This is a genomic window from Cyanobium sp. BA20m-p-22 (assembly GCF_024346275.1).
Taxonomy (GTDB): Bacteria; Cyanobacteriota; Cyanobacteriia; order PCC-6307; family Cyanobiaceae; genus Cyanobium_A.
On sequence record NZ_JAGQCQ010000053.1, the window covers coordinates 1 to 15,155 of the forward strand.

Consider the following 15,155-nt stretch of genomic DNA (forward strand, 5'->3'; position numbering starts at 1 on the left):
GTCGGCGCCAAAATCCCCAAGGGTGTACTGCTGATCGGCCCCCCCGGCACCGGTAAGACCCTGCTGGCTCGGGCCATTGCCGGGGAAGCGGGAGTTCCCTTTTTCTCGATGGCGGCGTCTGAGTTTGTCGAGATGTTTGTTGGGGTGGGGGCCAGCCGGGTGCGGGATCTCTTCCGTAAGGCCAAGGCCAAGGCCCCCTGCATCATTTTTATCGACGAAATTGATGCGGTTGGTCGTCAACGGGGAGCTGGTATCGGTGGCGGCAACGATGAGCGCGAGCAGACCCTCAACCAGCTGCTCACTGAGATGGATGGCTTTGCAGACAATTCCGGGGTGATTTTGCTGGCGGCTACCAACCGCCCAGATGTGTTGGATACGGCCCTGATGCGGCCGGGCCGCTTCGACCGCCGCATCACTATTGACCTGCCTGACCGCCGCGGCCGCGAGGCCATTCTGGCGGTGCATGCCCGCAGCAGACCCCTGGCAGCAGCGGTTTCCCTCTCGGCCTGGGCCAGTCGCACCCCGGGCTTCTCCGGCGCAGATTTGGCCAACCTGCTCAACGAGGCCGCCATCCTCACGGCCCGCCACCACCTGGCTGAGATTGACGATGGGGCCATGGCTGGGGCCCTTGAGCGGATCACCATGGGCCTGGCCGCCGCCCCCCTGCAGGACAGCGCCAAGAAGCGACTGATTGCCTATCACGAGGTGGGCCATGCCCTACTGGCCACCCTGGTGCCCCATGCCGACCCCCTCGACAAGGTCACCTTGTTGCCCAGAGCTGGTGGCGTAGGCGGTTTTGCCCGCATGGTGCCCGATGAGGAGATCCTGGATTCCGGGTTGATCAGCAAGGCCTACCTGCAGGCCCGACTGGTGGTGGCCCTTGGCGGCCGGGCCGCCGAGTTGGTGGTGTTTGGTGCCGGAGAAGTTACCCAGGGAGCCAGCGGTGACCTGGACCTGGTCACCCGCATCAGCCGCGAGATGGTCACCCGCTACGGCTTCTCCAGCCTCGGCCCGGTAGCGCTGGAGGGGGACGGTACGGAGGTGTTCCTGGGCCGCGACTGGCTCCGCTCCGAGCCCCCCTACTCCCGGGAAACAGGTAACCGCATCGATGTTTTGGTGAGGGAGCTGGCCGCTACAGCCCTTGAGCAGGCGGTGGCATTGCTGGAGCCCCGCCGACCCCTGATCGACGAACTGGTGGACCTGCTGATCCGGGATGAAACGATTGAGGGCGATGCATTCAGGGCCGTCGTTGCCAGGGCCGATGGCACCAGCCCAAATGACGGCGCCTCAATCGCCAGTTTGGAGCCCACCGGCAAAGCGGATGTCCAAGCTACGCAGGTAGGTGTGTAGGCCCGAATCCTGAATGGGCAGCAGGCGGGCCTGGCGACCGCTGGTGTTGACGTGGGAATGCCAATGGCCAGGCGGGGTGATGAAGGCCCCACCCGACTCCCACTCGATGCGCTGGGGATTGACAATCTGACCGTTGGCGTCAATTTCGGTGCCCACCAGGGTGTGGCAGCCGGGGTCGCAGTCGATGATCAGATCGAGGGCCACCGACTGGTGCCGATGGGGAGGCTGGATTACCCCGGCAGGCACGACTCCGAACATGGCCCAGAGGGTGTGGGTGACCGTGCGGCTCTGGGGCAGGTCCCTATTGGCCAGCAGCAGGCTGAGTCTGTTACTGCGGGCGGAGCTGGGGTCGGCCAGAAGTTGGGCGAGCTCCTTCTCCAGCAGCGCTGCGGGGTAATGGGTGGGATCGAAGCGGGTGCTTGAGGCAGTTACGCCGAGAAAATCCAACAGCGGCCCGTCATGCACCCAGTAGAGAACGCTGGTTTGCTCTGCCTGCAGCAGTGGGGTCTCTCCGGCGGGAAGCACCAGCAGGTCGCCCGCGCCCCAGTTCAGCCTCTGGCCTGCCCAGCGCAGCTCCCCTTTGCCCTGGAGCACAAAAAAGAGTGAGCTGGTGGCATTGGCAGCAGCCTTAAGCCCCTCTCCTGGAAGGATCCGCAGGAAATGGGCCGCCAGGGCTGGGCTGGTGGCCGGGCCATTGCAGCCCAGCTCCCCACTCAGATCCAGAGGTAGAACGGCCGTGCCACCTGACTGGTGCAGGGCTGCTCCCCACTGGTGGTAGCCGATTGGTTCGGTGAGACCCCGGCGCACCGGATTGGCAGCCTGGCGATAGTCGAACAGCAGGGCCTTGGCCTGCCAGTCGGCCTGGCCGGTGCAATCGCCAGGTTGAATCTGGGCCTGGTTCATGGGTGGGGGCTGGGGCGGCAGTGAATCTCTTCCCCCATTCTGGGATCATCCGCCGGCAACTGCTGGCACGATGCTCACCTCATCGCCGTCCTTGAGGGGGGTGGCCTGGTGGTCGAGGAAACGGATGTCCTCGCTATTTACATAGACATTGAGAAAACGACGCAGCTTGCCTGCCTCATCACAGAGGCGGCCCTTGATGCCTGGGTAATGCAGCTCAAGGGCGTCGATCAGGCCATCCACGTTGCTGGCTTCCAGATCAACGCTGGCCTCGTTGTTGGTGAACTTCTGCAGGGGGGTGGGGATCAGAACCTGAACGGCCATGGCGGAGATTGGGCGGGTATGGAAAAGGGTCAGCTGGAGCGGTCGAGCTGGGCCTGGGCCCAGGCGGATTTGAAGCTGTCGAGTTGGGCTTCGATCGTGTAGGGGGCGCCGATGGAGTCGGCAATGGCCTCTGTTGTCTTGAGCCCATTGCCGGTGATATAGGCAACGGTGGTTTCCTCCGGGTTGATCTTGCCGAGCTCCACCAGTTTCTTGAGCACCGCAATTGTGGTGCCGCCTGCTGTTTCGGTGAAAACTCCCTCGGTTTCTGCCAGCAGCTTGATGCCGTCGATTATCTCGGCATCGCTCACGGCGGCGATGGTGCCGCCGGTTTTGTTGGCGATATCAATGGCGTAGGGGCCATCGGCGGGGTTGCCAATGGCAATTGATTTGGCAATCGTATTGGGCTTAACCGGGGTGATGAAGTCGCGGCCGGCGGCGAAGGCCTGGGCGATCGGGCTGCAGCCTTCGGCCTGGGCGCCGCTGAAACGCACGGCCTTTCCTTCCACCAGGCCCACCTTGATGAATTCATCAAAGCCCTTGCGGATTTTGGTGAACAGGGAGCCCGAGGCCAGGGGCGCCACGATGTGGTCGGGCAGTTGCCAGCCCAGCTGTTCAATCACCTCATAGCCCAGGGTTTTGGAACCCTCGGAGTAGTAGGGGCGCAGGTTGATGTTGACGAAGCCCCAGCCGAAGGTGTTGGCCACTTCCGAGCAGAGGCGGTTGACCTGGTCGTAGTTGCCATGGACCGCCATGAGGGTTGGGTTGTAGACCAACGTGCCGAGCACCTTGCCCAACTCCAGGTCACTGGGGATGAACACGCAGCACTCCAGGCCGGCGTGGGCGGCGATGGCTGCGGTGGAGTTGGCCAGGTTGCCGGTGGAGGCGCAGCTCACCGTGGTGAAGCCGAGCTCGCGGGCCCTGGTGAGCGCCACACTCACCACCCGGTCTTTAAAGGAGAGCGTCGGCATGTTGACGCCGTCGTTCTTGATATAGAGGCTTTTGAGGCCCAGCCGCCGGGCCAGGTTGCCCGCCTTGAGCAGGGGCGTGAACCCCGTGCCCACATCAATGGGATCCCCCTCGATCGGCAGGAATTCGCGGTAGCGCCAGATGGAGGTGGGCCCGGCCTCAATGGTGGCGCGGGTCACCCGATTCTTGATGGCCTCATAGTCGTAGACGACCTCCAGGGGGCCGAAACAGACGTCTTCACAGACGTGGCGGGCGCTGGCCTCATAGGGGTGGCCGCATTCTTTACAGCGCAGTCCGGTGAAGGTTGAGCGGGAGAGGGTGGCAGTCACGGGCACGCCCAGCGGTGACTGGAGGCTAACAGCGCCAGATGGGGCGGCTGATTAATCCCGATCTCAAAGGTCGGGTATTTCCTGGAGGCGGAGGCTTGCTGTTGGGCCAGGGCTTCCTAGCCTCAGCCAGTAAGCCGATTGCTGATGTCAAGGCGAGCGTCGCCGTCTGCCTTCCTGCTGCTCGTCAGCGTGCCCCTTGGGTTGGCCCTGCTTGCCGCAGTTTTGATCCTGGTGTCCCGCCTCTGGGTGGAATGGCAGTGGTTTGAGCAGTTTTCCAGGGGTGGGGTGCTGCTGCGCCGCTGGTTGTTGCAGATTGGTTTCTCGCTGTTGGGGCTGGCCTTGGGCCTGGCTCTGCAGCGCTGGATTAGCAGCTTCTGGCGGCCCGGATCGGCACCTGCCGAGCCCCTCCGCTTCGGCCTTGCGCCGCTCCCCTATGGGCTCAGCCTTGGGCTCCTGGCCACGATCCAGCTGCTGCCCCTGGCCCTGCTGCTCAGCCTGGCGGAGCGGTTGGTGCGCAATCCCTTTGACTCCAGCCGGTTGCATGGGCTCGCCATGCTCGAGGGCTTGCCCTTCCCCTTACTGCTGTTGTTGGCCGCCCTACTGGGGGCATTGCTGCTGCGGCCCAGCTTTGCGCCCCGGTTGGTGGCGGGGATGGCTTCCCTGGCTGCTGCCACCGCCATGGGCCGGGCCTGGGGGGTGTGGTCGCTGGCGATGTTGGCTCCCGATAGCGGCATTCGAGAGCCCCTGCTTGATGCAGACATCAGTTTTGCGCTGGTGCGCTTTCCCGCTTTGGCCTTTGGGCTCACCCTGCTGCTGGCCCTGGTCAGCTGCCATCTGGCGGCGGGGCTGTGGGGGATCCTGGCCCGCCCGCCCCAGCTCAGCGATGGGCGCTTCCATGGCTTCACCGCCACCCAACTGGTGAGGCTGCGCGCACCCCTGGCCCTGCTGGCCCTGCTGGTGGCCTGTGGCTTCTTACTGGGGCGGCACCAGTTGCTGCTCAGCACTGCCGGCAGTGTGCCCGGGGCCGGCTGGCTGGATGTTCACTTTGTGCTTCCCCTGCGCACCACAGCTGTGGTGGTGGCCCTGCTGACCGCCGTGGCCCTGCTGTTGCCCCTGCCTCGCAAGGGTCTTCGTGGCCCCCTGATGGCGGCAGTTTCCGCAGCCCTGCTCGCGGTGCCCCTGCTCGAGGCCCTGCTCACCCCCCTATTTCAGTTGATGCTGGTGCGGCCCCGGGAGCTCCAGCTGGAGACCCCCTACCTGGCTCGCTCGATCGCTGCCACCAGGGCCGCCTTTGAGCTCGATGGCATCAGAAGCCGCAATGTGCAGCCGCGCAACCGCCTCAGCCGTGCCGATGTCATCGCCGGCCAGGCGACCCTGCGCAACATCCGTCTCTGGGATAGCCAGCCCCTGCTATCTACCAACCGCCAGCTGCAGCAGCTGCGGGTCTATTACCGCTTTTCAGGGGCTGCGGTCGACCGCTACAGCCTGTCAGCCAATGCGGGCACGGATCGCCGCCAGTTGGTGATGATCTCGGCAAGGGAGCTGGATCAGGCCTCCCTGCCACCGGCGGCCCGCACCTGGCTCAATACCCATCTGGTGTTCACCCATGGATATGGCTTCACGGTTTCGCCGGTAAACACCAGCAGCCCTGATGGCTTGCCCGACTTCTTCATCAGCGATCTGGGAGCCTCCACCCGGGTTCAGGGCAATGCCAAGTTGGGCATCAGCTCTGCCCAGGTGAGGGCCGGCATTCCAATCGGCCAACCCAGCCTCTATTTCGGAGCGCTCAAGTCGCCCTATGCCCTAGCTCCCACCAAGGTGCAGGAATTTGACTATCCCCAGGGAGACGAAAATCTCTACACCCATTACTCAGGTAAGGCTGGTGTGCCGATCGGCTCAGCCTGGGGACGCCTGGCCGCTGCCCTTTACCTGGGTGAGCCCAAGTTGCTGGTGCAGGGTGCAATCACCCCTGCTACCCGGTTGCTGCTGCGGCGCGAGGTGAGGGAGCGGCTGCGCACCCTGGCTCCCTTCGTGCGCTTTGAGGGAGATCCTGTGCTGGTATCGGTGCAGCTGGGCCAGAACGGCCCCTTCCCTCGCACCCAGCACCAGTACTGGCTGGTGGAGGGGTTTACCAGCAGCCGCAGCTATCCCTACAGCGCGGCGGTGCCGGGCGAGCCTGAGATCCGCTACCTGCGCAATTCGGTTAAGGCGGTTGTGGATGCCTACAACGGCACCGTGGTGATGTACGTCGCCTCCAGCAGCGATCCGATCATGGCTGGCTGGCAGCGTCTCTTTCCCGATCTGTTCGCGCCTATGGCGGCCATGCCTGCTGCCCTGCGGGCCCATATTCGCTACCCCCAGTGGCAGTTTGAGTTGCAGACGGCCCAGCTGCTCAGATATCACGTCACCGATCCTCGCGTTTTCTACAGCGGCGATGACGTGTGGCAGGTGCCGAAGGAGCTCTATGGCCGCGATCAGGTTCCGGTGAAGCCGTATCACGTCAGCGCCCAGCTGACCCCAGACCAACCGCCGGAATTTCTGCTGTTGCAACCACTCACGCCCCTGGCGCGCCCAAACCTCGCCGCCTGGCTGGCGGCCCGCAGTGACGATCCCAACTACGGCGAACTGGTATTGCTGCGCTTCCCCACCCAAACGCCGATCTTCGGCCCCGAGCAGATCCAGGCCCTGATCAACCAGAACCCGAGCATCAGTCAACAGTTCGGGCTCTGGGACCGGGCTGGCTCGGAGGTGATCCAGGGCAACCTGCTGGTGGTGCCCTTGGGCAAAGCCCTCCTCTATGTGGAGCCCGTCTACCTCAAGGCCCGCAATGGGGGCCTGCCCACCCTCACCCGGGTGGTGGTGAGTGATGGCAGCCGGGTGGCGATGGAGACCAGCCTCGACAAGGCCATCGAGGCCCTCCTGGACCCCCGCCGCTCCTTGGCGGCGATCACCAACTCCGCAGAAGCCATTCCCTGAGCCAGAAAAAAAGGGGGCCAATTGGCCCCCACCCTGGAATCAGGCTGATGCTTGGCTCAAGCAGCCACGGCAGTTTTGGGATCCAGTTCGCCCTTGGCGTAGAGGCCGGCGTAGTAGTTGATGTCGCGCTGCTTGATCTTGCTGGCGTTGCCGGCACACCAGAACTGCTGATAGCGATCCAGGCACACCTGCTTCATGTACTGGCGGGCAGGCTTGTTGAAGTGGCGGGGATCGAAGTTGGTGGGGTCCTTGAAGGCGGCTTCCCGAACAGCTGCGGTGAAGGCCAGCCGGTTGTCGGTGTCGATGTTCACCTTGCGCACACCGTTGCGGATGCCCTCCTGGATTTCCTCCACGGGCACGCCGTAGGTCTCGGGGATGGCGCCGCCGTACTTGTTGATCATGTCCAGCCACTCCTGGGGCACCGAGGAGGAGCCATGCATCACCAGGTGGGTGTTAGGGATCGCTTTGTGGATCTCAGCGATGCGGCTGATGGCCAGCACTTCACCGGTGGGCTTGCGGGTGAACTTGTAGGCGCCGTGGCTGGTGCCAATGGCGATAGCCAGGGCGTCAACTTTGGTTTTGGCGACGAAGTCGGCGGCCTCGGCCGGATCGGTGAGCAGCTGGCTGTGGTCGAGCTTGCCCTCAAAGCCATGGCCGTCTTCGGCCTCACCCATGCCGGTTTCCAGGGAACCCAGGCAACCCAGTTCGCCCTCCACACTCACGCCGATGGCGTGGGCCACGTCCACCACTTCCTTGGTGACGGCCACGTTGTACTCGTAGCTGGCAGGGCTCTTGGCATCAGCCATCAGCGAGCCATCCATCATCACCGAAGTGAAGCCGTTGGCGGCGGCGCCGAAGCAGGTGGCAGGACTGTTGCCGTGGTCCTGGTGCATCACCACCGGGATATCCGGATAGGTTTCGACTGCGGCCAGGATCAGGTGGCGCAGGAAATTTTCACCGGCATACTGGCGCGCTCCGCGGGAGGCCTGCAGGATCACCGGAGAGTCGGTCTCACTGGCCGCCTCCATGATCGATTGCACCTGCTCGAGGTTGTTGACGTTGAAGGCAGGAATTCCGTAGCCGTTCTCAGCGGCATGGTCGAGCAGCAGCCGAAGCGGAACGAGCGCCATGGGAAAAAACCTCTCGGATCGGAGTAGGGAACTGGCTGGGAGTCTAGGGGATGCCCCCGGGCTGACCATGGCGGGCCCAATCGCAACAGCGCTGGCTGCTCACCGCTTCGCCCAGGCCTGGCACCATCGGGCGACCCTCGCGCACCGCCTCACTCCACCAGCTGTGCAGCCGCAGCACCGGGGCGATCCTCCCGTCAGCCCAGGTGCGACCAAACCCCCATTGGGCCTCAGCTTCCAGGGGCCTGAGCGGCTCCCCTCCGCGGGAGTGCCACAGACCAAAGCCATGTACATAGTCGGCCTGGTTGTCGGATCCGAGTACGGCGGTCCCATCTCGCCCGTAGAGCTCGAGCCAGCAGCCCCGCCCCCGGCGGGTCACGGAAGCCAGGTTCAACTGGGCCGGCACCACCTGGCCCTGGGCGGTCTCCAGTTCCAGCTGCACCAGGGCGATGTCCTCGGCGTCGACGCCGGCCAGGCGGCCGCTGCCATCTTCCAGGGGCCTTGCGCCGATGGCCGTGCTCAGCAGGGCGCGCAGGGAGCGGCTTGGTCCCACCAGCCAATGGAGGATGTCAAAGGCATGGGTGCCCAGGGCCCCCAGCACGCCGCCGCCTGCAGCGGCCTGGGAATACCAGTTCCAGGGCCTGGTGGGGTCGGCGCGGCTAGCCATCAGCCAGTCGAATTTGACGAGCAGCAGTTCCCCCAGGTCGCCACTGGCGACAAGGGCGGCAAGCTGCTGGAAGAGGGGCACCGCCCGGTATTCGAAATCAACTGCCACCGTTAGCCCCCGCTGCAGGGCCAGCCTTTGTAGCTCTTCCACCTGCTCGGCACAGAGGGCCACCGGCTTTTCCAGTAGCAGGTGCTTGCCGGCATGAAGGGCCCTCTCGGCCAGCTCGAAGCGGGGCGCCGGCGGGGTGGCGATCACCAGGGCTTCTACCGCCGGATCGGCCAGCAGGGCGTCAAAGTCGCCGTAGCCGGGCAGTTCGGCGCTGCGGCAGGCCGCGTCCAACCGCTCGGGCCGGGGATGCCAGAGGGCGACCGGAGTGGTGCCAGCACAGGCCCGCAGGGCGGGCAAGTGGACCTTTTCACCGATGCCCAGGCCGGCGATGGCCACCCGCAATGGGCTGGTCATGGCAGGGTCTCACTGGCAACTGCGCACACCTCAGTTACCACCCTGGTGATCAGGTTGTCTCCGGCGGTGGGCTGCCACTGGGCTCCGAACTGGGGCAGCCCGTTGATCGAGGTATCGCGGAATAGGGCCTGGTCGCAATCGAGTTCCATCACATAGAGATCGTTGCTAGGACGGGGCTTCTCCTCCGTGGTGGGGGCTTGGAACCGAGTCAGCACCGACACGTTGCCCTCGCGGCTGCGGCGCAGGCTGCCCCCATCCCACCACTGGCGGCCCTCATCGCTGCTGGCCACTTCGTGCCAGTCAACCGGGCCGGCGAAGGCGGCCGAGCCGGCGCCGCTGAATACCGCCAGTAACAGCAGAATTCCAGCCAGCCAGCCCAGATTTCTGCCCAGATATCTGCCCATGATCTGCCTCACGCCAGCACCGTTTCGCGGCAGCCGTGCAGCTTCAGCAGGCTTGCCAGGGTGGCCTTGAGGCGGGTTCGATCCACGATCGCATCGACAAATCCATGCTCGCGCAGGTATTCGGCGGTTTGAAAGCCTTCGGGGAGTTTTTCGCGCAGGGTCTGCTCAATCACCCGCCTGCCTGCAAAGCCGATTAGGGCCTTGGGTTCGGCCAGAATTAGATCGCCCAGCATGGCAAAGCTGGCCGTCACCCCCCCGGTGGTGGGATAGGTCAGCAGAGGCAGGTAGAGCAGTTCGGCCTGGCGGTGGCGTTCCAGGGCACCGGAGATCTTGGCCATCTGCATCAGGCTGAGCATGCCCTCCTGCATGCGGGCGCCGCCGGAGGCACACACGATCAGCACCGGGTAGCGGCGGGCAGTGGCGGTTTCGATCAGGCGGGTGAGCTTCTCGCCCACCACCGAGCCCATCGAGCCGCCCATGAAGCGGAAGTCCATCACCCCCAGGGCCAGGGGCAGGCCGCTGGTGCGACAGAGGCCGGTAACGACGGCATCGAGCAGACCGGTGCTCTGCTGGCTGTCCCGCAGCCGATCGGCGTAGCTGCGGCGATCCTTGAAGGCCAGTGGATCGGTGGGGGCCAGGGAGCTATCTAACGGTTCGAAGCTGCCGGGGTCGGCGATCAGGGCGATTCGCTCCTCACTGTCAATCCTGTTGTGGTGGCCGCAGCCCTTGCAGACGCTGGCATTGGCCACCAGATCTTTGCGATACACCACCAGGCCGCATTCGGGGCACTTGCTCCAGAGCCCATCGCCCTCTTCCACGTCCTGGGTGACCCGCACGGTGGGGGCATTTTTCTGGCGATCCGCGAACCAGTCGAAAAGCGACATGCGATCTCAAGGCGACAGGGCCCGGCGGCTGAACCCATTTAAGGCGCCGGGCCCACCAGCCCAAGGAGGGGCAGCCAAAAGTCATGGCCCCATAGCCAGACGGCGGCTCCACCAGCTGCCAGGAATGGGCCGAAGGGAAAGGGCTGGTGCCTGCCCAGCCGCCCGCTGAGGCGGCCGATGCTGCCCACCACGGCACCGCCGAACACTGCCAGCACCACAGTTATGCCCAGGCCGGTGAGCCCCAGCCACGCCCCCAGCAGGGCAGCGAGCTTGGCGTCGCCCAGCCCCAGGGCGGGCTTGCCGATGAGCCTCTCAGCCAGGGCGCTGACGCCCTCAAAGCCCACCAGGGCGACCCCGGCAGCCAAGAGGTGGTGGAACAGCAGGGCCCGGCCCACGGCTTCGCCCTGCTGGAAACCAATAATTGCCGTCATCCCCAGGCCCAGCAGCAGGCCTACCCGGCAGAGGGGCTCGGGCAGCCAGAGGTAATCGAGGTCGATCAGCAGCAAGGGCAGCAGCCAGCTCAGCAGCAGCCAGCCAGCCAGCACCACCTGCAAGGCCAGGGGCCGGGGGCCCATCGCTGCCGGGGTGGCCTGCAGGCAGGCCACCCAGAGCCCGGCGCTGAGCAGCTCTACCAGCGGGTAGCGAATCGCTATCGGGGCGCCGCAGTGGCCGCAGCGGCCCCGCAGCCATAGCCACCCCAGCACGGGCACATTCTCATACCAGCGCAAACGGCTGCCGCAATGGGGGCAATGGCTTGGCGGCAGCAGGATCGATTCCTCACGCGGCAGTCGCCAGGCAACCAGATTCAAGAAGCTGCCGAAACAGGCTCCGATCAGCGCGACCCAAATTGGCAGGTTCGGGAAGCTGGCGAGCAGTGGCGCTGGGACGCTCAAGCGGAACTCAGACGGTTGTCGGGGAGGGGTTGGTGCGGGGAAAGCGCAGCCTGGATGGGCCACTGCGGCTGCGCCGGGCCCGGATCAGCTCGATCGGTACAAACTGCTCGTCTGGCAGGAGCACCGGCATGGCTTGAACTATCCGACCCTGAAGATTGGTCGGGTTGGCCTTGAGCACCACACCACAGACATCTGCACCCGGCGCGCAGTGGTCAAGGGCCTCAAACAGAACCCTGCGGGCGGCCTGAATGACCAACTGACTATTGATCTGATCGAGGCGCAAGACAGGTGCCACCTTGGTGGGGGCCCCTGAGATCAGAAAGGAGGGGGGAATCGGCGTGGACGGGGCGACGGAAATCGGCCTCACCAAGTCGTATTGCGACCCCAGAGTAAGGGGTACGGCTGCAATCAGGCCAGCTTCTTCTTTTCTTCGATCATCCGATGGATGATCGGAGTGAGGATCAGCTCCATGGCAAAACCCATCTTGCCGCCGTTCACCACGATCGAGGTGGGGGTTGACATGAACGAGTCGTGGATCATGTCGAGCAGGTAGGTGAAGTCGATGCCCCACTTGTCACGGGCTACCTTGCGGAAGTGGATGATCACGAAGCTTTCATCCGGGGTGGGAATGGTCTGGATGAAAAAGGGGTTCGAAGTATCGACCGTGGGCACCCGCTGGAAGTTGATGTCGGTGAGGCTGAACTGCGGGCAGATGTGATTGATGTAATCGGGCATGCGCCGCAGGATCGTGTCCACCGTGGCCTCGGCCGAGTAGCCCCGCTCCTGGTTGTCGCGGGCGATTTTCTGGATCCACTCGAGATTCACGATCGGCACCACGCCGATCAGCAGATCCGCCAGTTTGGGTAGGTCGTAGCCATCGCCCACGACGCCGCCATGCAGGCCTTCGTAGAAGAGCAGGTCGGTGCTTTCAGGGATGGGCTCCCAGGGCGTGAACTGGCCAGGTTCGAGGTTTGTGCCCAGGCGGCCGTTGTGGTCTGCCGCCTCCTCCGCCGAGTGGAGGTAGTAACGCTTCTGGCCGCCGCCGGTTTCCCCGTAGGTGCGGAACAGCTCCTCGAGTTTGTCAAAGCGGTTTGCCGCTGGGCCGAAGTGGGAGAAGTTCTCTCCATTGGCAACGGCGGCAGCCATCGCTTCCTTCATCGCGGCCCGCTCGTAGCGGTGGTAGCTGTCGCCCTCCACCACCGCAGGAATGATTCCTTCACGCCTGAAGATGTACTCGAAAGCTCGCTTGACAGTGCTAGTCCCAGCGCCGGAGGAGCCGGTGACAGAAACAACCGGGTGACGCTTCGACATGCGCGGGAGGAGAAACCGGCTGCAATTTTGGCAGGTTGCTGGGCCGGCAAGGCCAATCCCTGCCGGACCGTTACCAGCCGTGGTTCAGGCTTCCAGGGCTGCCAGCAGCTGGTCGCCCATGGCCCGGCAGCCCAGCTGGGTGCAACCTGCGGCCATCAGGTCGCCGGTGCGGAAGCCTGCCGCCAGCACCCGATCCACGGCACTCTCCAGGGCGGTGGCGGCCGCGAGCTGCCCTAGGCCCAGCCGCAGCAGCATGGCTGCGCTGAGCACCATCGCCAGGGGGTTGGCCCTGTCCTGGCCAGCGATGTCGGGGGCTGAACCGTGGATCGGCTCAAACAGGCCGGGGCCGCTGCTGCCCAGGGAGGCAGAGGGGAGCATGCCGATGGAACCGGTGAGCATGGCCGCCTCGTCGCTGAGAATGTCGCCGAACAGATTGCTGGTCAGCAGCACGTCGAACTGACGGGGGTTTCGCACCAGTTGCATGGCCGCGTTGTCGACGTACATATGGCTGAGCTCCACCGTGGGGTAGCCGGCGGCCATGGCGTTAACCCGATCCCGCCAGAGCTGGCTGACATCGAGCACGTTGGCCTTGTCGACGCTGCAGAGCCTGCCGCTCCGCGCTGCCGCCAGATCGAAGCCCACCTTGGCGATGCGGTCGATTTCGTCGTCGAAGTAGGCCATGGTGTTGAAAGCCCGCACCCGGCCGTCAGCCTCCACCCGACCCCTCGGTGTGCCGAAATAGACCCCGCCGGTGAGCTCCCGCACCACCAGCAGATCCACCCCGGCGATCACCTCTGGTTTGAGGCTGGAGGCATCGATCAGGGCCGGGAAGATCTTCACCGGTCTCAGGTTTGCAAAAAGGCCCAGGCCTGAGCGCAGGCCCAGCAGCCCCGTTTCCGGTCGCTGCTCCCGGGGCAGGTTGTCGTATTGGGGCGAACCGATCGCGGCCAGCAGCACCGCCTCGCTTTGCCGGCAGGCTGCCAGGGTGCTCTCAGGTAGGGGAACCCCGGTGGCATCGATGGCGCTGCCGCCCATCGGCTGCTCGTCGTAAACCAGCTCAAATCCATGTTGGGCACTGACTGCATCGAGCAGTTGGCGCGTCACCGCTGTGATCTCCGGGCCGATGCCGTCGCCTGGCAGCAGGGTGATCCGGTGGCGGGAGGTCATGGTGGCTGAGCTGTCAGGCGCGAGGCTAGGGCTTGGGCGGTTGGGGATTAGGCGGTTGGGGTTCGCTGCGCTTCTCTAACTGGCGCAGGGCTTTAGCCAGCTCCGGCAACTTGTTGAAGGTGGCGGAGCAGCGCAGCCAGAGGCGGTTGGGGATGGCCGGATAACCGCTGACCACTTCCCCGGCAGCCACCTCGCCGTGGATGCCCGACTTGGAGGAGGCAATTGAGCCATCCCCCATCACGGCCCTGTTGGCAAGGCCCACCTGGCCCGCCAGGATCACCCCCTTGCCCAGCTTCGCGCCGCCGGCGATGCCCACCTGGGCCGCCAGGGCACAGCCGCTGCCCATGCTGACGCCGTGGCCGATGTGGACCAGGTTGTCGATTTTGCTGCCTGCGCCTATGCGGGTTTCGCCCACCGCAGGGCGGTCGATGGTGCTGCCGCAGCCCACTTCCACCCCATCCTCGAGCACCACCAGGCCGGTCTGGGGCATCTTGCGCCAGCCGTCAGCGGTGGGCACGAAGCCAAATCCCTCGCTGCCGATCACCGCATTGGAGTGGACCACGCAGGCCCTGGCAAGGCGGCTTCCGGGATGGAGCACGGCGCCGGAGTGGAGTTCACAGTCTGGGCCAATCTGGACGTCGGCGTAGATCACCACACCGGCATGGATGGTGCAGCTGGCCCCAATCTGCACATCAGCACCGATCACCACGAGGGGGCCCACATGGCAGCCCATGCCAACAACGGCGCCAGGGTCGACCACGGCGCTGGGGTGGATGCCAGGGGCAGGGCGCCGGCGCGGGTGGAGCACTTCGAGCGCCTCGGCGAAGCCAAGGCGAGGATTGGCCAGGGCAACCCAGGCCAGGCCCCGCTCGCTTGCCAGCTGCTGCAGCGCTTGCGCCCCCTCGCCGCGGGCCGGGATCAACACCGCGCTCGCGCCGCTGTCGGTCAGGGCCGCCGCCAGGGCGTTGCCGGGTTCTAGAAAAGCCAGCTGCCCGGCCCCGGCCTGGTCTAAAGCTGCGCCGCCGTGGATGGCAGGGTCAGTGGCCAGGTGGCGAGGACTCTCACCGGTTACCTCACCCAGGTGGCCGAGCAGTTCGCTGAAACGCATTCCCAGGTCTATGGCCTGGCCGGATCGTAGGTCGCGCCTAGCAGCTGGTGAGCACCAGGTGATCGCGATGCACCACCTCCACGCCGGCACAGCCGATCAACTCCGCCAGCTCGGCGCTGCCCAGGCTGGCCAGGCCCCGCCCGAGCTCCCGGCCATCACTGGCCACTAGCCGCACCGCCTCCCGTCGGCCGAACTGCCCTTCCACTGCCCGCACTCCCACGGCCAGCAGGGAGGCGCCCTGAAGGGTTAGGGCCCGTTCGGCTCCCGCATCCAGATGCAGGGTGCCC

15 protein-coding genes are annotated in these 15,155 nt (G+C 65.2%); 2 read left to right on the forward strand and 13 right to left on the reverse strand.

What is annotated here, in order from left to right:
- A partial coding sequence (locus KBZ15_RS06360; protein ID WP_255014310.1) for an ATP-dependent metallopeptidase FtsH/Yme1/Tma family protein occupies nt 1–1,350 on the forward strand: 1,350 nt, incomplete at its 5' end.
- Here KBZ15_RS06360 and KBZ15_RS06365 read toward each other — a convergent pair.
- The 3 genes from KBZ15_RS06365 to thrC are packed head-to-tail and all read right to left on the reverse strand — an operon-like array spanning nt 1,288 to nt 3,869.
- A complete protein-coding gene (locus KBZ15_RS06365; RefSeq protein ID WP_255014312.1) occupies nt 1,288–2,253 on the reverse strand; it encodes a cupin in 966 nt (321 codons plus the stop codon). The genes KBZ15_RS06360 and KBZ15_RS06365 overlap by 63 nt on opposite strands.
- Before the next feature lie 45 nt (nt 2,254–2,298).
- Nucleotides 2,299–2,574 (reverse strand): MoaD/ThiS family protein, encoded by a 276-nt coding sequence (locus KBZ15_RS06370; RefSeq protein ID WP_255014314.1) that lies wholly within the window; start codon nt 2,572–2,574, stop codon nt 2,299–2,301.
- Nucleotides 2,575–2,603: 29 nt separating this feature from the next.
- Complete coding sequence (gene thrC / locus KBZ15_RS06375; protein ID WP_255014316.1) at nt 2,604–3,869, reverse strand: threonine synthase; 1,266 nt, start codon at nt 3,867–3,869, stop codon at nt 2,604–2,606.
- Nucleotides 3,870–4,013: 144 nt separating this feature from the next.
- Between thrC and KBZ15_RS06380 the strand changes: the two genes are divergently transcribed.
- Nucleotides 4,014–6,845 carry a UPF0182 family protein gene (locus KBZ15_RS06380; protein ID WP_255014319.1) on the forward strand — a complete coding sequence of 944 codons (2,832 nt, stop codon included), beginning with the start codon at nt 4,014–4,016 and terminating at the stop codon, nt 6,843–6,845.
- 56 nt (nt 6,846–6,901) lie between these two features.
- Here the strand turns inward: KBZ15_RS06380 and fba are convergent, their stop codons facing one another.
- From fba to KBZ15_RS06430, 10 genes are all read right to left on the reverse strand, one after another.
- Nucleotides 6,902–7,975, reverse strand: coding sequence for a class II fructose-bisphosphate aldolase (gene fba / locus KBZ15_RS06385; protein WP_197149101.1), 1,074 nt, complete (start codon nt 7,973–7,975; stop codon nt 6,902–6,904).
- 43 nt (nt 7,976–8,018) lie between these two features.
- On the reverse strand, nt 8,019–9,101 hold the full coding sequence (locus tag KBZ15_RS06390; RefSeq protein WP_255014322.1) for a Gfo/Idh/MocA family protein: 1,083 nt from the start codon (nt 9,099–9,101) through the stop codon (nt 8,019–8,021).
- Nucleotides 9,098–9,505 (reverse strand): hypothetical protein, encoded by a 408-nt coding sequence (locus tag KBZ15_RS06395; RefSeq protein ID WP_255014324.1) that lies wholly within the window; start codon nt 9,503–9,505, stop codon nt 9,098–9,100. Before KBZ15_RS06395 ends, KBZ15_RS06390 begins: the two co-directional genes overlap by 4 nt.
- Nucleotides 9,506–9,513: 8 nt before the next feature.
- Nucleotides 9,514–10,389: an acetyl-CoA carboxylase, carboxyltransferase subunit beta gene (gene accD / locus KBZ15_RS06400; RefSeq protein WP_255014326.1), complete on the reverse strand. Its 876-nt coding sequence runs from the start codon at nt 10,387–10,389 to the stop codon at nt 9,514–9,516.
- 38 nt (nt 10,390–10,427) lie between these two features.
- Nucleotides 10,428–11,264 carry an A24 family peptidase gene (locus KBZ15_RS06405; protein WP_255014331.1) on the reverse strand — a complete coding sequence of 279 codons (837 nt, stop codon included), beginning with the start codon at nt 11,262–11,264 and terminating at the stop codon, nt 10,428–10,430.
- A 25-nt stretch (nt 11,265–11,289) separates the two neighbouring features.
- Nucleotides 11,290–11,652, reverse strand: a complete 363-nt coding sequence (locus KBZ15_RS06410; protein ID WP_261357478.1) for a hypothetical protein — start codon at nt 11,650–11,652, stop codon at nt 11,290–11,292.
- Between the two features lie 38 nt (nt 11,653–11,690).
- Nucleotides 11,691–12,593 carry a phosphoribulokinase gene (locus KBZ15_RS06415; protein WP_254929930.1) on the reverse strand — a complete coding sequence of 301 codons (903 nt, stop codon included), beginning with the start codon at nt 12,591–12,593 and terminating at the stop codon, nt 11,691–11,693.
- Nucleotides 12,594–12,677: 84 nt separating this feature from the next.
- On the reverse strand, nt 12,678–13,760 hold the full coding sequence (gene leuB, locus KBZ15_RS06420; RefSeq protein WP_255014327.1) for a 3-isopropylmalate dehydrogenase: 1,083 nt from the start codon (nt 13,758–13,760) through the stop codon (nt 12,678–12,680).
- Between the two features lie 25 nt (nt 13,761–13,785).
- Nucleotides 13,786–14,868: a UDP-3-O-(3-hydroxymyristoyl)glucosamine N-acyltransferase gene (gene lpxD / locus KBZ15_RS06425; protein WP_255014329.1), complete on the reverse strand. Its 1,083-nt coding sequence runs from the start codon at nt 14,866–14,868 to the stop codon at nt 13,786–13,788.
- 37 nt (nt 14,869–14,905) lie between these two features.
- Nucleotides 14,906–15,155 (reverse strand): PUA domain-containing protein (locus KBZ15_RS06430; RefSeq protein ID WP_315859857.1); only part of this gene is annotated, 250 nt, incomplete at its 5' end.